The sequence below is a fragment of the Variovorax raffinosi genome, from assembly GCF_051216615.1.
Classification (GTDB): domain Bacteria; phylum Pseudomonadota; class Gammaproteobacteria; order Burkholderiales; family Burkholderiaceae_C; genus Variovorax.
Map to the genome: position 1 here is coordinate 57,528 of NZ_JBPJZR010000019.1, position 19,423 is coordinate 76,950.

The following is a 19,423-nucleotide window of genomic DNA, read 5'->3' on the forward strand; positions in this document are numbered from 1 at the left end:
CGCTCAGTTCAATGCGATCCAGTCCGAAGCCGCCACCATCTTCTGCGCCTTCATGTCGGCCTTGTAGACGCGGCCCACGGGAATGGAGTTGCCCTTGATGGTGATGGGCATGCCGATCAGCCCACCGGTGTCGAAGTCCTTGATGGTGTTGAGCGCGGCCTTCAGGTTCTTGCCGTCCAGCGGCTTGCCGGCGTCGAGCGTGCGCTTTGCGGCCTCGGTGAACAGCATCGCCGTGAGAAAGCCCTGCGTGTAGGCCGTGCTCTGGTAGTCGGTGCGCAGCGCGCGGATCTTGTCGAGCATCGGCGCCTTGGCCGTGGTGTCGTAGTAGTAGCGGTAGGGCATGACGCCCATGAAGCCGTCGCCGACTTCGCCCATCTTCATCACGGTGGAGCTGTCCATGGTCCAGAAGGTGCCCATCCACTTGCTGGTCATGCCCATCTGCTTGCCCTGCTGCATGAACTCGGGAATGGGCGCGAGGATGTAGCCGTGGAAGATGGTGTAGTCGGGCGCGGCGCGGCGCAGCTTGATGACCTCGGTGGACACGTCCACGCTGCCGGCCGGCGTCATGAGCTTCACTGGCACCGAAAGGCCCAGCTTCTTCGCGGCGGCTTCGCTGGCCTCGATCGGGTCGCGGCCGAACTCGGAGTCAGAATACACGAAGGCCACCTTGGCGCCCGGCTTTTCCTTCGCGATGTGGCGCAGCAGGATGCCGATCTGCTCGGTGTAGTCGGGGCCGACCAGGAACTGGTTCGGGTACTTGGCCGCGTCGTTGAGTTCGGTCGCAAACGAGGCGCCCGCCATCAATATCTGGCCGCCACGGTCCAGCTCGGGGTTGATGGTTTTGGAGAAGCCGGTCGAGTCGCCGTAGTACAGGTTGACCTTGTTCTGGCTGGTGATCTTCTTGAAGGCGGCCACCGACACGTCGACCTTGTAGCCCGTGTCTTCGGGCACGTAGCGCAGCTTGCGGCCCTTGATGCCGCCCGCGTCGTTGACGATCTTCACGTAGTCGGCAATGCCGGCGTTGATGCCCACGCCCGCGAAGGCGAACACGCCGGTCATGGGGATCGAGCCGCCGATGACGATGTCTTCGGTGCCTTGTGCGTTGGCGAACGGCACGGCTGCTGCAAGGCCGACGGCGATCAGCAGGGCGCGGCGGTGTTGGGAAAGCTTCTTCGGTGTCTTGGGCATGCTTTTGTCTCCTGTTGGAATGGGCTCAGTTGCGGAACGGCCATAGATGGAAAAAGCGGCGTATGCGCCGCCACACTTCTGCGAGCCCGTGCGGCTCGAACACCAGAAATCCGACGATCAGCAGCCCGAACACGACGGTGCGCACGGGCGAGAGAAAAACGGTCATCTCGACGCCGCCCGGCAGCAGGTCGACCACCAGCTTCAGCAGCTCGGGCACCATGGTCATGAACACCGCGCCGAAGATGCCGCCGAGCACGGTGCCCATGCCGCCGACGATGATTGCGGCGAGGAAGAAGATCGACATGAGCAGCGGAAAGCTCTCTGGCGTGACCACGCGGAAGAAGTAGGCCCACAGCCCGCCGGCCACGCCCGCGTAGAACGACGAGAGCCCGAACGACAGCAGCTTGTAGCGCAGCAGCGGAATGCCCAGCACCTCGGCCGAGATGTCGCGGTCGCGGATCGCGATGAAGGCCCGGCCCACGCGTGTGCGAAACAGGTTGGCCGCGCCCAGCACCATGAGGATCATCACGGGCACGATGACCCAGTAGAGGCGAAACGATGTGTCGAGAGGCAGGCCGAAGAACTGGGCCGGTGGCAGTGAGATGCCGGTGGTGCCGCCGGTGAGCTTGAGGTTGGCGAACAGGAAGTGCGTGATGAACGAGGCGGCGATGGTCGCGATCGCAAGGTACAGCCCCTTCACGCGCAGCGAGGGAATGCCGACGATCAGCCCGCCGAGCATTGCGACCACGCCGCCTGCGAGGATGTTCAGCAGGAAGGGCGTGCCCAGTCGCGTCTGCATGATGGCGACTGTGTATGCGCCCAGGCCCATGAAGGCCGCTTGCCCCAGGCTCACTAGCCCTGTGTAGCCAGTAAGGATGTTGAGGCCCGTGGCGCTCGCGACGTTGATGGCAACCAGGCACGCAAGGTAGAGCCAGTAGTCGCTGGCCATGAATGGGAACAGCACGAGCAGCGCCGCGCCGATGGCGAGCCACGTCTTCTGCGTGCGCGAGTCGAACAGCGCGGCGTCGGCTGTGTAGCTTTGCTTGGAAGTGCCTATGCGCATTGTTTTGCCTGCCGCTTGTGTTCTTGGTGGCGCTGTTGTCCGGGGCGGGTGCGAATGACACCGGGTGCTCCCCTCCGCGAATGTCCCCCGCTTCGCTCCTCCTTTATTTCGCTGCGGGGAGCACCCGGCGTCATTCGCACTAGGACACGCTGCTGGTGATCGCCGATCAACCAGTGCTCTGAGCGCTCACGTCGATACGGGGCTCTTTTTCGCGAAATAAAGGAGGAGCGAAGCGGGGGACATTCGCGAAAAAGAGCACCGTGTCGGCGTGAGCGTTGCCCTGAACAACGGCGCCCCGAATCACGCACGCCGCGATGAAAAGAAAGACAGGCGTTCATCTCAAAGCCTCTCGATCTCGTGCGTGCCAAACAGCCCATAAGGCCGCACCATCAGCACGAGCACCAGCACGATGAAGGTCGCGAGCAATTTGTATTCGCCGCCCAGATACGAGCCGGCCAACGCCTCGACCAGTCCGATGAAGATGCCGCCGACCAGCGCGCCCAGCACGCTGTCGAGCCCGCCGACGATCACCACCACCAGCACCGACAAACCGAACACGCCCATCGACGAAGAGATGCCGCCGATGGAGCCGACGATGATGCCGGCCACTGCCGCGATCATGGCCGAGGCCACCCAGGCGAGGGAGAACACGCGCGGCACGTTGATGCCCATGGAGTAGGCGGCCGCCTGGTCCGATGCCGTGGCCCGCAACGCGACGCCGCCGCGCCAGAAGCGGAACAGCAGCAGCACGAGCCCGATGAGCACCACGGCGATCAAGGCGCCGTAGGCGATCTTTGGCGCGAGGAACGCTTCGCCGACCATCACCGGCGTGTTCGGCAAGAACTCGGGCAGGCGGCGTTGGTCTGCTGTCCAGATGATCTCGACCAGCCCCACGAGCACCGACGCCAGACCCACCGTGACCATGAACACCGAGATCGGCGGCTCGCCCAGCAGCGGGCGGATCATGGTGCGCTCGATCACCGCGCCCAGCAGGCCGGTGCCTATCACCGAGCCCAACACCGCCAGCCAGAGCGGCAGCGAGAAGCTCGCGGCGAAGGTGAAGAACAGGTAGGCGCCGACCATCAGCATCTCGCCGATGGCGATGTTGACGACGCGCGTGGCCTTGTAGACCAGCACGAAGGCCAGCGCGGCCAGCGCATACAGGCCGCCGCCGGCAATGCCGGTCAGCGCGATCTCGAAGAGGTAGGCCCAATCCATCAGGCCACCTCCGCGGCCGTTGAAGACACTTCGCCGCGCAGCCGACGCCGCAGCTCGCCCACGTCGCCCGCGCCGAGGTAGGCGCGAATGACTTCCGGGTCGGCCTGCACATGCGTCGGCGTGCCCTGCGCGATCACCTGGCCGAAGTTGAGCACCACCACGTGGTCCGACAGGTCCATCACCATGCCCATGTCGTGTTCGACCATCAGCACCGTGATGCCCCATTCGCGCCGCACGTCGAGGATGAAGCGCGCCATGTCTTCCGTCTCCTCGCGGTTCATGCCGGCCACGGGCTCGTCGAGCATCAGCACCTTGGGCTGCATGGCGAGGGCGCGGGCCATTTCCACGCGCTTTTGCAGGCCGTAGGGCAAGGCCGCGACCGAGGCGTGTCGGATGTGGTCGATCTCCAGGAAATCGATGATCCGTTCTTCCACGTCGCGGCGCAGCTCGGCTTCTTCGCGGCGCGCACGGCCCAGGTAGAAGAGGGCCTCGAACACGTTGGTCTTCAGGTGGGCGTGGCGGCCGAGCTTGATGTTGTCGAGCACCGTCATGCCACGGAACAACGCGATGTTCTGGAAGCTGCGCGCAAGGCCCAGCGCGGCGCGCTTCGGCGCGGGCAGGCGCGTGATGTCCTCGCCCTCGAACAGCACACGGCCCTGAGAGGGCTTGTAGAAGCCCGAGATGGTGTTGAACAGCGAGGTCTTGCCCGCGCCGTTCGGGCCGATCACCGCGGTGATCGAGCCGGGCGCAACGCTGAAGCCGACGTTCGTCAACGCCTTCACGCCGCCGAAGGCGAGCGTCAAGGCATCGACCTGCAGCACCGGGGGTGTGGCGGGGGAAGATGGGGAAGAGGGGGAGTCCCTATGGGGCTCGTCAGGCATGGCTCAGCGCGTCGTTGTAAGGTCAGGGTTTGTGTCCAGGAGCAGAGAAGCTACTGGTACGTAAAATTCCTACTGGCGGGTAATGTCACAGGTCGCTGCATTGCGCGGCATCCGGACTTTCCCGCGCCAGCACAAACCCCATGCCCCGTCCTGCCACTCGTTCGCCCGTTCCCTCCACCCCGACCTCGCCCTGGGAGCCCGCCGACAAGCGCGCGCAGCAGCGCGAAGTCAAGCGCAATGCCGTGCTGCAGACCGCCGCCCAGTTGTTCAACGAGCGCGGCTTCCATGCGACCTCGCTCGACGACATTGCCGAGCGGCTCAACGTCAGCAAGCCCACGCTGTACTACTACGTCGAGAGCAAGGACCAGATCCTGCTGGAGTGCGTGCGCATCGCGCTCGACCTGATGAAGGTCGGCATCGGCGAGGTGCGCGCCGCGGGCGGCAGCGCCATCGAGCAGCTCAAGGCCTGCATGCGCATCTACTCGGGCGTGGTCACGCAGGACTTCGGCATGTGCGTGATCCGCATCGGCGAAGACCCGCTGCCCGATCCGCTCAAGAAGGAACTGCGCCGCCTGAAGGCCGGCATCGACGGGCAGTTCCGCCGGCTCATCGAAGACGGCGTGGCCGAAGGTTCGCTGGCGCCTTGCGATCCGAAGATGGCCGCCTTCATGCTGGCCGGCGCGCTGAGCTGGATCGGCCGCTGGTATCGCCCCGACGGCGACCTCACGCCCGACCAGATTGCCGACCAGGGCATCGAACTGCTTCTGAACGGCGTGCTGCAGCGTCCGGCTGCGACGAGCCGCAAACCCTCTGTGCCCACAGCCAAAGTGAAAGCCAAAGGAAAGACATGACGACAGATGACGCTCCGCTGCTGCTGGGCCGCGATGGTGCGGTGGCCACGATCCGCTTCAACCGGCCGGCCGCGCTCAATGCCATCGACGTGCCGATGGCGAATGCCTTCCTCGCCGCCGCGCGCGAGTTGGCGGCTGACAAAAGCGTGCGCGCCGTGCTCCTGAGCGGCGCGGGCAAGGGCTTCATGGCGGGCGGCGACCTGGCCGTGCTGCGGGCCGACCCGCTGCAGGGCGCGGCCGACCTGATCGGGCCGCTGCATGAAGCACTGACCGTGTTCAACGGCATGGACGCACCGCTGGTTGCGCAGGTGCACGGCGTGGCCGCCGGTGCAGGCCTGAGCCTGATGCTGCAGGCCGACTTCGTGCTTGCCGCCGAAGGCACGCGCTTCAACCTCGCCTACGTGAACATCGGCACGAGTTGCGACGTGGGCGCCTCGTGGGCGCTGCCGCGCCTTGTCGGCATGCGCCGCGCGCTGGAGATCGCGATGTTCGGCGGCGCTTACGACACGGCTGCCGCCGAGCGCATGGGGCTGATCAACCGCGTGGTGCCCGCCGCCGACCTCGAAGCCGAGGCCATGGCCCTGGCACAGCGGCTGGCCCGTGGGCCGACCGTGGCGCTGGGCAACCTGCGCCGCCTGATGCGGGGCTCGCTCGATCGCGACCTTGCCGGCCAGCTCGATGCCGAATCAGCGGCCTTTCGCACCTGCGCGGCCAGCGACGACTTTCGCATCGGCATCGACGCCTTCTTCGACAAGAAACCGGCCGCCTTCACCGGCCGATGAATCCCGTTTTTTCAATCCAGGAGATCCACACCATGACCCAACGCGACATCTTCGTGGTCGGCACCGCCCGCACCGCCATCGGCACCTTCGGCGGCGCGCTGAAGGACGTGCCCAACACGCAACTGGCCACCACCGTCGTCAAGGCCGCCATCGAACGCAGCGGCGTGGCGGCCGATGCCATCGGCCATGTGGTCATGGGCAACGTGATCCCGACCGACGTGAAGGACGCGTACCTCAGCCGCGTGGCGGCCATCGACGCGGGCTGCCCGGTCGAGACGCCGGCCTTCAACGTCAACCGCCTGTGCGGCTCGGGCCTGCAGGCCATCGTGTCGGCGGCGCAGGCGATTGCGCTGGGCGATTGCGACATCGCCATCGGCGGTGGTTCGGAATCGATGAGCCGCGGCCCGTACTTCGACACCTCGGCACGCTACGGCGCGCGCATGGGCGACGCGGTGCTGCTCGACTACATGCTGGGCATCCTGCACGACCCGTGGGAGAAGATCCACATGGGCATCACTGCCGAGAACGTGGCGGCGCGCTACGGCATCACGCGCGAGCAGATGGACGAGCTGGCTGTTACCAGCCAGCAGCGCGCTGCGGCGGCGATTGCTGCGGGGCGCTTCAAGGAGCAGATCGCTCCGGTCGAGGTGAAGACGCGCAAGGGCGTCGTGCTGTTCGACACCGACGAGCATGTGCGCGCCGACACCACTGTCGAGACGCTGTCGAAGATGAAGCCTGCGTTCAAGAAGGACGGGCTCGTCACCGCTGGCAACGCATCGGGCATCAACGACGGTGCCGCTGCCGTGGTGCTGGCCGAAGGCGGCCGGGTGAAGGCGCTGGGCCTGAAGCCGCTGGCGCGCCTGGTCGGCTACGCACACGCCGGTGTCGAGCCCGCGTACATGGGCATCGGCCCGGTGCCGGCCACGCGCAAGGTGCTGGAGCGCACCGGCCTGAAGGTGAGCGACTTCGACGTGATCGAGTCGAACGAAGCCTTCGCGGCACAGGCCTGCGCGGTCATCAAGGAGCTGGGTTTCGACCCCGCCAAGGTGAACCCGAACGGCTCTGGCATTTCGCTGGGTCACCCGGTGGGCGCGACCGGCGCGATCATCACGACGAAGGCGATTGCCGAGCTGCACCGCACCGGTGGCCGCTATGCGCTGGTCACCATGTGCATCGGTGGCGGCCAAGGCATTGCCGCCGTGTTCGAGCGGGTTTGAGGGCACACTCGCCTGCATGCTCCGACCGCCTCTCCTGATCAACCCCGACGAAGTCGAGATCAGCGCCATCCGTGCGCAGGGGGCGGGCGGGCAGAACGTCAACAAGGTGTCGAGCGCGGTGCACCTGCGCTACGACATCCCCGCCAGCTCGCTGCCCGATGACGTGAAGGAGCGGCTGCTTGCCCTGCGCGACAGCCGCATCACGCAGGAAGGCGTGCTGGTGCTCAAGGCCCAGCAGCACCGCACGCAGGAGATGAACCGCGCCGACGCCTTTGCGCGGCTGCAGGCGGTGATCGACAGCGTGGCCACGCCGCCGCGCGCGCGGCGCGCGACCAAGCCCACCTATGGCTCGAAGCAGCGACGGCTGGAAGGCAAGAGCCAGCGTTCGCAGATCAAGAACCTGCGCGGGCCGGTGCGGGACTGACACCCGGCGCGCACAATCGGCCTCATGAGAGGCTTCTTTCCGCGCGCCCTGGGCGTGCTCCTTCTGTCGCTGGCGGCCGCCTTCATGAGCGGTTGCGGACCGGCATCGCAGACCTCGGCGAACGCGAACCTCGCCGCCGCCCCGGAGCTGAAGTGGGAAGAGCTGATCCCCAAGGGCTGGGACCCGACCAAGCGCTACCGCAACATCAGCCTTGAAGCGCTGCGCGACAACGACCCGCGCGCGATCCAGATGCTCGACGAGATGCGTGCCGTCTGGGACAACGCGCCGATCAACGTGGCGCTCGACGGCACGGCGGCCAAGCTGTCGGGCTTCGTGGTGCCGCTGGACAACACGCAGGGCGGCATCCGCGAATTTTTGCTGGTGCCTTACTTCGGCGCCTGCATCCACACGCCGCCGCCGCCGGCCAACCAGATCGTGCACGTGGTCGCGGGCGAGACCTTCAAGGGCCTTCATGCGATGGACACGGTCAAGGTCAGCGGTGTGCTGAAGGCGGCGCGCTATGCCTCGGAGGACATGGGCGTGAGCGGCTACGAGATCACCGGCGCTTCGGTCGAGCGCTTCGTCGCGGCCGGCGATTGATTGACACCGCCCGCGCGCGCCCTGTTCTTCATTCAGGTCATGCGCTGCGTCAGGAAGTCCAGGAAGGACGTGATCCGCGCCGCCAGTTGCGTGTTGCGGTAGTACACGGCATTGACCGGCTGGCGCACGTCCAGCGTGTCTTTCGCCAGCATCTGCACCAGCGCGCCGCTGTCGCGGTCGGCATTCGTCATGAAGTCCGCAAGGCAGGCGATGCCGACACCGGCCAGCGCCAGTTGGCGCAGCGTTTCGCCGCTCGATGCGGCCACCGCCGGCGTGATCTGCCATTCGTCGCCATGCACGCCGCGCAAGGGCCAGCGGTTCAGCGATTCGGGCTGGGTGAAGCCCAGCAGCGCGTGGTCGGCCAGCTCGCTCACCTTGCGCGGCTTGCCGTGCGCTTCGAGGTAAGCGGGGCTGGCCAGCACGCGCAGCCGGTGCGTGCCGAGCGGGCGCGCGTGCAGCGTGGAGTCGCGCAGCGGGCCGATGCGGATGGCGATGTCGGTGCGCCGCTCCAGCAGGTCGATGGGCAGGTCGTCGGTGTCGAGTTCAAGGCTGATCTGCGGATACAGCCGGCGAAACTCCGGCATCAGCGGCACGATGGCGTGCAGCATGAAGGGCGAGGCCGCATTCACCCGCAGGCGCCCGGCGGGCTGCTGGCGGCGCGCGGCCAGTTGCTCTTCGGCATCGTCGATCGCATCGAGGATGGCGCGCGTGCGCTGCAAAAAGGTGGCGCCTTCCTCGGTGAGTTCCAGCCGCCGCGTGGTGCGGCGAAGCAGGGTGGTGGCTAGTTTCTGTTCGAGCCGGCTCAGCGCGCGGCTGATGCCCGAGACCGTTTGCCCGAGCTGCTCGGCCGCGGCGGTGATCGAGCCGGTGTCCACCACGGTGCGGAACGCGACCAGTTCTTCGATGGTGGTCTTCATGGCCGCAGGGTTCAGCTTGCGGCTTGCGCGGGCGCCGTATCGGCCGGTACGTCGATGCGCGGCATGAGCGCCGCGAGCGCTTCGCCGTCGGTGCGGTAGCTGAAGAGCATCGGCCCCGGTGCCAGCAGGCCGGCGCGCTCCAGCACCTGCATCGCGGGCAGCTTCATGCCGCTCAGGTGCAGGCGGATGCCTTTGGATTCCATCATTCGCCGGATCGAGCCGAACACCTCGGCGCCGGTGATGTCGATGCGGTTGATGGGCTGCGCGAACAGGCACACGTCGGTCAGCCCGGGCCGCTCGGCCAGCGCGACGGTGAGCGAGCGTTCCAGCGTGGAGGCCGAGGCGAAGTCCAGTTCCGCATCCATGCGCAGCGCATAGAGCTGCGGCGCCAGCGGCGGCAGCTTCCAGAGGTTGCGGTCGCGCAGGCTGCCGTCCGGGTGCAGGCCCACTTCGATGATGCGCGGATGCAGGTGGCGGTACATGTAGTGCGCCAGGCTCGCGAGCAGCCCGCCGAGCACGCCCCAGTAGATGCTGGGCGCGGTCGCGATGGTCAGCACGAAGGTGCCGAAGGCAATGCCCGCCTCGATGCGCGAGATGCGCCACAGCGCGCTGAAGCTCGCCGGCTTCACAAGGCCCAGGATGGCCGTGACCACCACTGCCGCCAGCACCGCCTGCGGCACGTGGTACAGCAGCGGCATCAGCCACAGCAGCGCACCGGCCACCACCACCACGCTGAACAGCGTGGCCCAGCCAGTCTGCGCGCCCGCATAGAGCGTGATCGCCGAGCGCGAGAACGACGAGCTGGTCGGGAACGCGCCCGAGAAGCCCGAGGCCAGCTTGGCCAGGCCCTGGCCGATCAGGTCCTGGTTTTCGTTCCACAGCGTGCCGGCACGCGCGTTGTCGACCTTGGCGCTCGATGCGGTTTCAAGAAAACTCACCAGCGTGATCATCAGCGCGGGCAGCACCAGCGCGCCGAGCGTGCCCAGCGGCAGCAGGCCGGGCCAGTAGAACGCGGGCAGGCCCGAAGGCAGGCTGCCCACCACCGCACCGCCGCGCAGCGCGTAGTCGATGACCCAGCTGATCGCCGCAGCACCGGCCACCAGCGCCATCGTGGTTGGAAAGCGCGGCACCATGCGCTTGCCCAGGAACAGCACCGCGATGCTGCCGAGCCCGAAGGCGATGGCCACGAGGTCGGGCAGCGGCCCGCCCTGCAGCACCTGCGGAATGGTGCGACCCGTGAAGCCCAGCAGCGCCGGCAGTTGCGAAATGGCGATCAGCACCGCCGCACCCTGCGTGAAGCCGATCAGCACCGGCGAGTTGACCAGCCGCAGCAGCCAGCCGAAGCGCCCCGCGCCCAGCACGATCTGGATCGTTCCCGACATCAGCGTGAGCCACACCGCCATCGCCACCCACTCGGCGCTGCCCGCCACCGCGAGCGGCGCAAGCGAGGCACCGACGAGCAGGCTGGTGAGCGCCGTGGGCCCCACCGACAGCCGCTGCGACGAACTGAACATCACCGCGATCAGCGCCGGGAACAGCGCCGCGTACACGCCCGTCACCAGCGGCATGCCGGCCAGCGCGGCGTATGCCACGCCCTGCGGGATGACCATCAGCGCCACCGTGATGCCGGCCATCGCCTCGTTGCGCAACAGCGCGGCGGACGGGCGGGGCCAGGCGAGGCAGGGAACCCAGCGGGAGAGGCGCTGGCGCAGGGAAGGGGAGGTGGTAGCCGGATTCATGAAGGAAATGCTGGTGCGCGATATCGAGACCGGGGGCGAGGTCTAGTGCACGCGGTGCGCCACGCCCGGGCGCACGGAGGTCTGAAGAAAAAAAGGGCGTGGCCGAAGCCGGGGCTAGATCAGCGAAGTCGCGTTCTTGAGCACGTAGTCGCAGGCCTTGGTCTTGAGCTTCGACGACAGCACCTTGAAGTTGAGCGTCTGGCCGTCGCCGCCCTTGAGCAGGCCCTTGGCGCCGCTGGCAAAGCCGGTCTCCTGCGGCTTCTGGCCGGTGATCTTGGCGAGCAGCTTGTCCTTGACCGAGGCCGCGTCGCCGCCCAGGTAGTTGTTCTTCACGCAGTACTGCAGCACGCCGGCTGCGTTGCCCATGGTGCTGGAGCCGATGGCGGGCATCTTGAAGCCGAGGTTGCTGCCCAGGTTGCCGAGCGCCGAGCCACCGGCACCGCCGCCGCCTTGCGTGTTGGCGCTGGCTGCTTCGCCGGCTTTTTCCTTCAGCTGGTCGAGCAGGTTGTTGGCTTGCGCCGAGGCGCCCGCTGCGAGCAGTGCCAGGGCGATGAGGGTGGAGCGAGCGTGCATGGTGGCCTCCTGTCGGTATGCATGGTGGAAAGCGGCCACCAGCATACCGGAGAGTCCCCGCGCCGCGCCTGCGGTCGTACCCGCTTACTTCGTGCGGGGCGGGCGCTTTTCGAGCAGCGGTGTGCTCGTGCCCTGCACGCCGACGAGACCGAGCACCGTCACCAGCGAGTTCTGCGCACCCTTCCAGCCGTCGGTCACGTCGATCCACTCGCTCAGCGCATGAAAGCCGCCGGTCTTGCCGCCGCCGCCGATGATGATGGCCGGGATGCCCAGCGACATCGGCACGTTGGCGTCGGTGCTCGCGCCCGTCAGCAGCGTCTTGTGGCCGAAGGCGGCGTTCGAGCGCGTGGCCGCCTCGACGATCACCGTGTCGGACTGCGTGCGACCGCCCGGACGGTCGCCGATCAGCTTGGTGCTCACGCTCAGCGTGTTCACGTTCCAGCGCTTGTTCTCCTCGACCACGGCTTCGTCGATGGCCGCGAGGATCTTCTTTTCGGTTTCCAGCAGCGGCGCCATTTCGTCCGAGCGGATGTCCACGGCCATGCGCGCATCGGGCGCGATGGTGTTGACCGACGTGCCGCCGCCCACGGTGCCGACGGTGAAGGTGGTCTTGGGGAAGCTCGGTGTGCGGATCTCCGCAATCTTGGCGATGGCGCGGCCCATGCCATGAATGGCGCTCGGCACCTGGCCGAAGGCGCCGAAGCTGTGGCCGCCCGGGCCCTTGAAGTTCACCTCGTAGCGGTGGCTGCCGGTGCCCAGCATGAGCACCGTGCCTTCGGGCGCGGGCTCCAGCCCGACCATGCCGTCGATGTCGAGGTTGTCCCGAAAGACCGCCTTGATGCCGCGCAGGTTGCCCAGTTCTTCTTCGCCCACGTTGCCCACGATCAGCAGGTCGCCCACGGTCTGGATCTTGTTGTCGTTGAGCACCTTGATCCACGAGAGCAGCACCGACAGCCCACGCGTGTCGTCCGAGATGCCGGGCGCATAGAGCTTGCCGTCACGCTCCTTGACCTTCACGTCGGTGCCTGCCGGGAACACGGTGTCGAGGTGGGCCGAGATCAGCAGCTTGGGCCCGTTGCCCGTGCCCTTGCGCAGGCCGACCACATTGCCTTCGGAATCGATCTTCGCGTCGGCCAGGCCCAGCGCCTTCATGCGTGCGAGGAAGGCTTCGGCGCGCTTTTGCTCCTTGAAGGGCGGTGCCTCGATCTCGGTGAGCATCTTCAGGTCTTCGACCGAGCGCGCGTGGTCGTCCTTGACGGAGTCGAGCAGCTTCTGGATGGCCGGCGAGGCCATCAGTTGCGTGTAGGCCTTGTCGATTTCGGGCCGAACCTGCGCGGGCGTGGCCGCCACGGCGGCGTTTTGGGCGTGGGCGACACCGCCGGCGACAGACGCCAGGGCGAGGACGAGCGGGGCGAGGCGGAAAGACACGGAGCGGGGCATGGTGCGGTGATGTCCTTGAAAGAAAAAAGAACGAGGGCAGGCAGGCGCCGCTGACGCGGCGTCGTCAGCGATTCTTGCGGCTGTGCTAGGTGCCTGCTCTGGTTTAATCTTCGGCGTTGTCAGTTTTTCTAACGAGCGAGCACTCCATGGCCGGCATGCGTCGCCACATTCCAAGCACCCGCGCATTGTTGATCTTCGATGCGGTGGCGCGCCACCACGGCGTCGGCAAGGCGGCGGAAGAGCTGTGCCTGACGCACAGCGCGGTGAGCCAGCAGCTGCGGCTGCTCGAATCGCAGATCGGCGTGCGGCTGGTGCAGCGCACCGCGCGCGGCACCGAACTGACCGAGGCCGGCCGGCGCTACCACGGCCAGGTGTCCGGCGACCTGCTGCGGCTGCAGAACCACACGCTCGAAGCAATGGCCCAGCGCGCCGACGGCCTGCGCCTGCTGGTGGGCGCGGTGCCCGTGCTGGCCGAGGGCTGGCTCACCCCGCGGTTGCCGCAGTTCATCGCGCTGCATCCGGGCTGCAGCCTGCACCTGCAGGTGTTTCCGACGCACCTGTACATGGAAGACATGTCCTTCGACGTGGGCGTGCAGTACGACGACGCAGTGTGGCCCGGTGCCAATGCGCGGCCCTTGATGGGCGAGTTCTGCGTGGCGGTCTGTTCGCCGCATGCGAAGGGTAGGGCCGCGATGGCGCTCGGCGATTTCAGTGCCGCGCCGTTGTTGCAGCTTCGCACGCGGATGGGCGCGTGGGAGGAATGGTTCGGCCAGGTGGCGCATGCGCGCGCGCCCGGGAATCTGGTGGCGGGGCATCGCTTCGACCTGTTCTCGTCACTGGTCGCCGCCGTGCGCGCGGATCTGGGCGTGGGGCTGGTGCCCGAGTATTTCGTCGAGCGCGAATTGCGTTCGGGAGAGCTGGTGCTGGCCTGCCCGCACAGGGCGCCGTCGAGCCGGGGCTACAGCGTCTTCGTGGCGCCGAGCCGGACGGACGACGCGCTGGTCAGCGCTTTCGTGACCTGGCTCTGCGCAGCGGCGCCGCAGGCCAGGCCCGCGTAGCCTGCGCGCGCGTCAGGCGCGGCGAAAGAGCAGCACCGAGTTCGTGCCGCCGAAGGCGAATGAATTGCTGATGGCGGCTTCGAGTGCTGGCGCGGCCGTGTCGCCCTGCGTCACAAGGTGCAGACCGCAGGCCGGATCGATCTCGTTGCAGTTCGCATTGGGCGGCAGTTGCCGGTTGTGCAGCGCGAGCACGGTGATGAGCGCTTCGAGCGCGCCCGCCGCGCCCAGCATGTGGCCGTGCAGTGCCTTGGTGGAGCTGACGCGCAGTGCGTCGAGGTCATTGCCCCACACATCCGCCAGCGCATTGCACTCGACCACGTCGCCGATGCGCGTGGCCGTGCCGTGCGCGTTGCAATAACCCACGTCGCGCGGCTGCAGGCCGGCCTGGCGCAGGGCGGTGCGCAGGGCGCGTGCCTGTCCCGGGGCGTCGGGCTTGGTCAGATGGGTGGCGTCGCTGCTCAGTCCCCAGCCGGCCAGCGTGGCGTAGCTGCGGGCGCCGCGGCGGCGTGCGCGTTCGGCGGATTCGAGCACCAGGAAGGCGGCGCCTTCGCCGAGCACGAAGCCGCTGCGGTCGGTGGCAAACGGGCGCACCGCGCTGGTCGCTTCGCCCGGCTGGAAGGTGGCCAGCGTCTGCATCGCCTGCCACGCCAGCACCACGCCCGGCACGATCAGCGCTTCGCTCCCGCCGGCGATGGCGATGTCGACTTCACCGCGCTGCACCGCCTTGGCCGCTTCGGCAATGGCGGCCGACGACGAGGCGCAGGCGACGGAATAGGTGAGCACCGGGCCTTGCACGCCCTGGCGCATCGCCACATGGGCGGCAGGCGCGTTCGGCATGAAGGCGGGAATGGTGAGCGGCGACACACGGCCGTTGCCGCGATAGGCCGCTTCGAGCGCGGCGGCACCGCCCATGCCGCAGCCGGCAAAGACGCCGATGCGCTCGGGGTCGGCATCACCGGTCTGGATGCCCGCGTCGCGCATCGCCAGGTCGGCGGCGGCCACCGCGAGCTGGCTGACGCGGTCGACGCCCGCGAGCTGCAGCTTGGTGAACCAGCGCGTTTCATCGAATGCGACCGTGGCCGCGGCGGCCGGCTTGGGCAATTCGGGAAAGACGGGCTGGATGGCCGAGCGGCCCTGCAACAGGGCCTCGAACAATGCGCCGGGCTCGTCGCCGTGCGGCGCCATGACGCCCAGCCCGGTGACGGCAACTTCGTGGTTCACGCGGCTTTCTTTGCCGCCTTCGCGGCAACGACCTTGTCGACCAGCGCCGCAAGGTCGGATAGCGTGTCGATGTTCGCGTCTTCGTCGGGCATGGTGATGCCGAAGTGGTCTTCGATGGCAAAGAGGAATTCGGCAAGGGCCAGCGAATCGAGCCCGCCGGTTTCGCGCATCGAAGCGTGGGGATCGAGCTTCGACGGTTCGATGCCGTACTTCTCTTGGATCAGGTCCTGCAATTCCTTCAGCGAACTCATCGTGCGATGCCTGTCGTCATGTGCTGCCGCCGGTCGATTGCCACCCATACCGGGTATGCCATGGATCGATCCCTTCCTCTTCGGCCTGTGGTCAGTGATGACCGATGATATCCGCTCAATTGGCAGGGGCATCCCCGCGAAAACGCCTGTGGGGCCGCCACCGCAGCGAGGGTATTGCGAACGCCATACCGAGCAGGGCGCCGGCCAGCACGTCCAGCACCACATGCTGCTTGACCGCCAGCGTCGAATAGGCGATGGCGGCAAACCAGGCCCAGTTCAGCATCCGCAGCAGGGCCGGCGTGCGGGCTTCGCGCAGCACCTGCCCCAGGCGGATGGCGGTGAAGATCGCCACGGCCACATGCATCGAGGGGCAGGCATTGCCCGCCGCGTCCACCCCTTGCAGCATCGCGAAACCGGGAAAGCCCGAGACGTCGATGGCCAAAGGGGGTATCTGGGTCGGCCAGAAGTAAAAGAGGCCGAGGCCGGTCAGGCACAGCGCGCCGATCCACAGCCCATACACCACCAGCTCGCGAAACCCGAGCAGCAGCCCCGGCGCGATGCCGACGTACACCCAGAGCGACAGGTAGGCGACCAGCGTGTAGGGCTGGAACGGAATCAGGTGGTCCAGCGCCGTCAGCGGCATCACCGTGACCGGAAAGGCCGGGTTGCGCAGCAGGTGGAAATAACCGATGAAGAACAGCCAGGTAAAGACCGTGGTGCCGACCGCCTTCAGCAGGAAATGGCGGCGGATGCGCAGGCCGATGTCGGCGGGCCACGTTCGCGGCCCAGGGGAAGGCGCCATGTGCAGGGGGATCGGTGAGTGCATGGTGTCGTCGGTCGCCGATCTTGCCAGAGCGCCGTGAACGGCAGCCCTTGCGACCTCATGTGGCGGCGGGGCGCTTTCGGTGCTGGAACGAAGTCGGCGAGCGGCCGGTGGCGGCCTTGAACATCGCGCAGAAGGCGCTGTCGGTGGCATAGCCGCTGGCGGCCGCCACCTGGCTCACCGCCATGCCGCGCGCCAGCAACGGCAGCGCATGCGCCATCACGGCCTGCTGGCGCCATTGCTGCCAGCTCATGCCGAGCTGGTCGCGGAACAGCCGCGCCACCGTGCGCTCGCTGGCGCCGATGGTGGCGGCGCGCTCGGCCAGCGTGGCGCGGTCGGCGGGGTTGCGCAGCAGGGTTTCGCAGAGCTGGCGCAGGCGCTTGTCGGTGGGCAGCGGCACGTCGATGCGGATCTGCGTGGCGCGCTCCACTTCGTCCACCAGCAGCGGCGCGATCATGCGTTCGCGCTGCGGCGCCTGCGGATCGGCCGGCGGCAGGCCGTCGGGCGTGGTGTCGAGTGCCAGCATCAGCGCGCGCAGCAGCGGGCTGATCTCCAGCACCTCGCACTTTTCCCAGGTGGGCGCGAGCCAGGCGTGCAGGTACACGGTGCGCAGTTCCGCGTCTTCGATCAGCGTGATGCTGTGCGGCATGTTGGCCGGCACCCAGAGCGCACGCGAGGGCGGCACGATGTAGCTGCCGTCCTGCGTGCTGAGCCGGATCACGCCACGTGTCGAGAAGGTGAGCTGCGGCCACGGATGCTCATGCAGCTCGACCAGCGTGTCGGCGCTCAGGAAGTGTTCCTTGGCGCGCAAGGGCCGCACCGCGTCGGGTGCGTACAGGTGCGGCGTGAGCGGGCCGACGCTGTTCGCGGGCGCGCTCGCCGCCCCACGCGGCTTGGCGGGTGCGGCGTTCTCGGAGTACGGGGACGTGGGGAAGGCGGCGCTTGGCATGGTTTCGACAAATGTTGTCGCTGTATCGCCATTCTGCCGCGTCGGCGCCGCATAGCATCAGAGCCCGCCCCGGTTTTTTGTAGCAATCCATGTCCTCCACTTCCTCGACCGCTCTTCCCGCCACCACCTTGCGCACCGACGCCAAGCTGATCGGGCTGGTCGGCCTGGCCCACGCGGTCAGCCATTTCAGCCAGCTCATCCTGGCGCCGCTGTTCCCGTGGCTCAAGGACGCATTCAACGTGAGCTACACCGAGCTGGGCGCGGTGCTCACGGTGTTCTTCGTGGTGTCGTGCATCGTGCAGGCGGCCTCGGGCTTCATCGTCGACAAGCTGGGCCCGCGCCCGGTGCTGTTCGTCGGGCTCGGCGCGCTGGGGCTGGCCGCCTTTGGCTATGCGATGGCGCAAAGCTACTGGATGCTGCTGCTGTGCGCGGTGGTCGGCGGCATCGGCAACGGCGTGTTCCACCCGGTCGACTACACGCTGTTCAACCGCAAGGTCGCGCCCACGCGGCTGGGCCATGCCTACAGCGTGCACGGCATCACCGGCAGCCTGGGCTGGGCGCTGGCGCCGGCCTTCGTGGTGCCGATCGCCATTGCCTTTTCGTGGCGCGTGGCGCTGGCCTCGGCGGGCGCGGTGGCCATCGTGGTGCTGCTGATCCTGTGGGTCTACCGCAGCGTGCTGTCGCTGGATGCAGCGGCCGTGCACAAGGCCACGGGGCAGGGCGAGCACGCGCCGGCCGGCGGCGAGTTCGACTTTCTGCGCATCCCGGCCGTGTGGATGTGCTTCGGTTTCTTCTTCTTCTATGCCGCGGTGATCAGCGTGGTGCAGACCTTCGCGCCTGCGGCCGCGGGCCATCTGCATGCGGTGCCGGTGGCGCTGGTGGCGGTGTGCCTCACGGTCTACATGGTGGCGAGCGCCGTGGGCATGGTGGTCGGTGGCTTCCTCGCGTCGGACCCGTCGCGCTGCGAGCGCATCGTGGGCGCGGGCTTCGGCATCGCGGCCATGCTGGCGTTGATCCTGGCCTTTGCCGAGTTCCCGCCGCTCATGGTGCCGGTGCTGTTCGGCGCGATGGGTTTCGTCTCGGGCATCGCCGGGCCGTCGCGTGACTTGCTGGTGAAGAAATCGACACCGCCCAATGCCACCGGCCGCGTGTACGGCGTGGTGTATGCGGGGCTCGACATCGGGCAGGCCCTGGCACCGCTGGTGTTCGGCCGCCTGATGGACGCGGGCCAATACACGAGCGTGATCGTCGGCCTGGCGCTGGTGCAGGGCGTGCTGATCGCCAGCGCCTTCAACGTGCGCCGCGTGCGCCGCACGGCGCTGGTGCCAGCCTCGGCCTGACAGCGCTCGCCGTTGCGGGGCGGCCGATATCATCGGCCGCATGCAAGCCTTGTATGTGTCTGTGATCGCTGGCGCCGTGCTGGCGGGTTTTGTGCAGGGCCTGTCGGGTTTTGCATTCGGGTTGGTCGCGATGTCGGTCTGGGCCTGGACACTGGAGCCGCAACTGGCCGCGCTGCTGGCGCTGTTCGGCGCGCTCACCGGTCAGGTGATTGCCGCCATCACCGTGCGCCGCTCTTTCGACAAACGCATCCTCTGGCCCTTCGTGCTCGGCGGATTGGTCGGCGTGCCTTTCGGTGTGTGGCTGCTGCCGCACCTCGACCTCGTGGTCTTCAAGCTGTGCCTCGGCGTGCTGCTGGTGCTGTGGTGCCCGGCGATGCTGATGTCGCAGCACCTGCCGAAGATCGCCTTCGGTGGCCGCGTGGCGGACGGCGTGGCCGGCGCCATCGGCGGTGCGATGGCCGGCATCGGCGGCTTCTCGGGGACCATTCCCACGCTCTGGTGCACGCTGCGCGGCTTTCAGCGCGACACGCAGCGCGCGGTGATCCAGAACTTCAATCTCTCGATGCTGATGGTGGCGTTTGCGATCCATCTCGCGAGCGGCAGCATCGGGCGCTCGACCGTGCCGCTGCTGGCGGTGGTGGCATTGGCCGTCGCAGTGCCGGTGCTGCTCGGCGCGCGGCTTTATGTGGGCATCAGCGAGGCGGCATTTCGCAAGCTGGTGCTGGGCCTGCTGACCGCTTCGGGCGTGGCCATGCTGGCGTCGGCGGTGCCGGCGATGCTGCAGCGCATCTGAAGAAATTGCCTTGCTTCAACAACAACGAGGGAGTCGCCTATGAATGCGCAGGACAGCGCCGAGTCTTCGGAGATGGACACGGCTGCAACGCCGGA

At 67.6% G+C, this 19,423-nt stretch carries 20 protein-coding genes; 8 read left to right on the plus strand and 12 right to left on the minus strand.

What is annotated here, in order from left to right; all coding sequences use genetic code 11:
- Positions 1-3: 3 nt before the first annotated feature.
- The 4 genes from ACSFB7_RS34865 to ACSFB7_RS34880 all read right to left on the minus strand — a co-directional run bounded on the left by ACSFB7_RS34865 (position 4) and on the right by ACSFB7_RS34880 (position 4,350).
- Positions 4-1,188, minus strand: a complete 1,185-nt coding sequence (locus tag ACSFB7_RS34865) for an ABC transporter substrate-binding protein (RefSeq protein ID WP_435476906.1) — start codon at positions 1,186-1,188, stop codon at positions 4-6.
- 25 nt (positions 1,189-1,213) lie between these two features.
- Positions 1,214-2,251 carry a branched-chain amino acid ABC transporter permease gene (locus ACSFB7_RS34870; protein ID WP_435476907.1) on the minus strand — a complete coding sequence of 346 codons (1,038 nt, stop codon included), beginning with the start codon at positions 2,249-2,251 and terminating at the stop codon, positions 1,214-1,216.
- A gap of 339 nt (positions 2,252-2,590) precedes the next feature.
- On the minus strand, positions 2,591-3,469 hold the full coding sequence (locus ACSFB7_RS34875; RefSeq protein WP_435476908.1) for a branched-chain amino acid ABC transporter permease: 879 nt from the start codon (positions 3,467-3,469) through the stop codon (positions 2,591-2,593).
- Positions 3,469-4,350 carry an ABC transporter ATP-binding protein gene (locus ACSFB7_RS34880; RefSeq protein WP_435476909.1) on the minus strand — a complete coding sequence of 294 codons (882 nt, stop codon included), beginning with the start codon at positions 4,348-4,350 and terminating at the stop codon, positions 3,469-3,471. Before ACSFB7_RS34880 ends, ACSFB7_RS34875 begins: the two co-directional genes overlap by 1 nt.
- A gap of 140 nt (positions 4,351-4,490) precedes the next feature.
- Here ACSFB7_RS34880 and ACSFB7_RS34885 point away from each other — a divergent pair, with 140 nt between their 5' ends.
- Genes ACSFB7_RS34885 through ACSFB7_RS34905 form a run of 5 tightly spaced genes read left to right on the plus strand, consistent with a single transcriptional unit; the run spans position 4,491 to position 8,224 of the window.
- The gene (locus ACSFB7_RS34885; RefSeq protein ID WP_435476910.1) at positions 4,491-5,201 is read left to right on the plus strand and encodes a TetR/AcrR family transcriptional regulator; all 711 of its coding nucleotides are present in this window, start codon (positions 4,491-4,493) and stop codon (positions 5,199-5,201) included.
- On the plus strand, positions 5,198-5,983 hold the full coding sequence (locus ACSFB7_RS34890; RefSeq protein ID WP_435476911.1) for an enoyl-CoA hydratase/isomerase family protein: 786 nt from the start codon (positions 5,198-5,200) through the stop codon (positions 5,981-5,983). The genes ACSFB7_RS34885 and ACSFB7_RS34890 overlap by 4 nt, the downstream gene beginning before the upstream one ends.
- Before the next feature lie 32 nt (positions 5,984-6,015).
- Positions 6,016-7,200 carry an acetyl-CoA C-acyltransferase family protein gene (locus ACSFB7_RS34895; RefSeq protein ID WP_435476912.1) on the plus strand — a complete coding sequence of 395 codons (1,185 nt, stop codon included), beginning with the start codon at positions 6,016-6,018 and terminating at the stop codon, positions 7,198-7,200.
- 16 nt (positions 7,201-7,216) lie between these two features.
- Positions 7,217-7,624 carry an alternative ribosome rescue aminoacyl-tRNA hydrolase ArfB gene (gene arfB, locus ACSFB7_RS34900; RefSeq protein WP_124462077.1) on the plus strand — a complete coding sequence of 136 codons (408 nt, stop codon included), beginning with the start codon at positions 7,217-7,219 and terminating at the stop codon, positions 7,622-7,624.
- 24 nt (positions 7,625-7,648) lie between these two features.
- Positions 7,649-8,224, plus strand: coding sequence for a DUF3299 domain-containing protein (locus tag ACSFB7_RS34905; protein WP_435476913.1), 576 nt, complete (start codon positions 7,649-7,651; stop codon positions 8,222-8,224).
- A 32-nt stretch (positions 8,225-8,256) separates the two neighbouring features.
- Here ACSFB7_RS34905 and ACSFB7_RS34910 read toward each other — a convergent pair whose 3' ends face one another.
- From ACSFB7_RS34910 to ACSFB7_RS34925, 4 genes are all read right to left on the minus strand, one after another.
- Positions 8,257-9,141 (minus strand): LysR substrate-binding domain-containing protein, encoded by an 885-nt coding sequence (locus ACSFB7_RS34910; protein ID WP_435476914.1) that lies wholly within the window; start codon positions 9,139-9,141, stop codon positions 8,257-8,259.
- An 11-nt stretch (positions 9,142-9,152) separates the two neighbouring features.
- Entirely contained in the window at positions 9,153-10,880 is a 1,728-nt protein-coding gene (locus ACSFB7_RS34915; protein ID WP_435476915.1) for a SulP family inorganic anion transporter, read from the minus strand.
- Positions 10,881-10,994: 114 nt separating this feature from the next.
- Complete coding sequence (locus ACSFB7_RS34920; protein WP_435476916.1) at positions 10,995-11,453, minus strand: DUF2501 domain-containing protein; 459 nt, start codon at positions 11,451-11,453, stop codon at positions 10,995-10,997.
- A gap of 84 nt (positions 11,454-11,537) precedes the next feature.
- Complete coding sequence (locus ACSFB7_RS34925) at positions 11,538-12,893, minus strand: M20/M25/M40 family metallo-hydrolase (protein ID WP_435476917.1); 1,356 nt, start codon at positions 12,891-12,893, stop codon at positions 11,538-11,540.
- Positions 12,894-13,048: 155 nt separating this feature from the next.
- Here ACSFB7_RS34925 and ACSFB7_RS34930 point away from each other — a divergent pair, with 155 nt between their 5' ends.
- The gene (locus ACSFB7_RS34930) at positions 13,049-13,951 is read left to right on the plus strand and encodes a LysR substrate-binding domain-containing protein (protein WP_435476972.1); all 903 of its coding nucleotides are present in this window, start codon (positions 13,049-13,051) and stop codon (positions 13,949-13,951) included.
- 12 nt (positions 13,952-13,963) lie between these two features.
- Here ACSFB7_RS34930 and ACSFB7_RS34935 read toward each other — a convergent pair whose 3' ends face one another.
- From ACSFB7_RS34935 to ACSFB7_RS34950, 4 genes are all read right to left on the minus strand, one after another.
- A complete protein-coding gene (locus ACSFB7_RS34935) occupies positions 13,964-15,172 on the minus strand; it encodes a beta-ketoacyl-[acyl-carrier-protein] synthase family protein (RefSeq protein ID WP_435476918.1) in 1,209 nt (402 codons plus the stop codon).
- Complete coding sequence (locus ACSFB7_RS34940; protein ID WP_435476919.1) at positions 15,169-15,423, minus strand: acyl carrier protein; 255 nt, start codon at positions 15,421-15,423, stop codon at positions 15,169-15,171. The genes ACSFB7_RS34935 and ACSFB7_RS34940 overlap by 4 nt, the downstream gene beginning before the upstream one ends.
- A 115-nt stretch (positions 15,424-15,538) precedes the next feature.
- Positions 15,539-16,225 (minus strand): phosphatase PAP2 family protein, encoded by a 687-nt coding sequence (locus tag ACSFB7_RS34945; protein WP_435476920.1) that lies wholly within the window; start codon positions 16,223-16,225, stop codon positions 15,539-15,541.
- 79 nt (positions 16,226-16,304) lie between these two features.
- Positions 16,305-17,195, minus strand: a complete 891-nt coding sequence (locus ACSFB7_RS34950; RefSeq protein WP_435476921.1) for an AraC family transcriptional regulator — start codon at positions 17,193-17,195, stop codon at positions 16,305-16,307.
- An 89-nt stretch (positions 17,196-17,284) separates the two neighbouring features.
- On the opposite strand from ACSFB7_RS34950, the gene ACSFB7_RS34955 reads away from it, so the two are divergent.
- Together ACSFB7_RS34955 and ACSFB7_RS34960 are read left to right on the plus strand one after the other, a co-directional pair.
- Complete coding sequence (locus ACSFB7_RS34955) at positions 17,285-18,535, plus strand: MFS transporter (RefSeq protein WP_435476922.1); 1,251 nt, start codon at positions 17,285-17,287, stop codon at positions 18,533-18,535.
- A gap of 40 nt (positions 18,536-18,575) precedes the next feature.
- Positions 18,576-19,328 carry a sulfite exporter TauE/SafE family protein gene (locus ACSFB7_RS34960; protein ID WP_435476923.1) on the plus strand — a complete coding sequence of 251 codons (753 nt, stop codon included), beginning with the start codon at positions 18,576-18,578 and terminating at the stop codon, positions 19,326-19,328.
- Positions 19,329-19,423 lie beyond the last annotated feature (95 nt).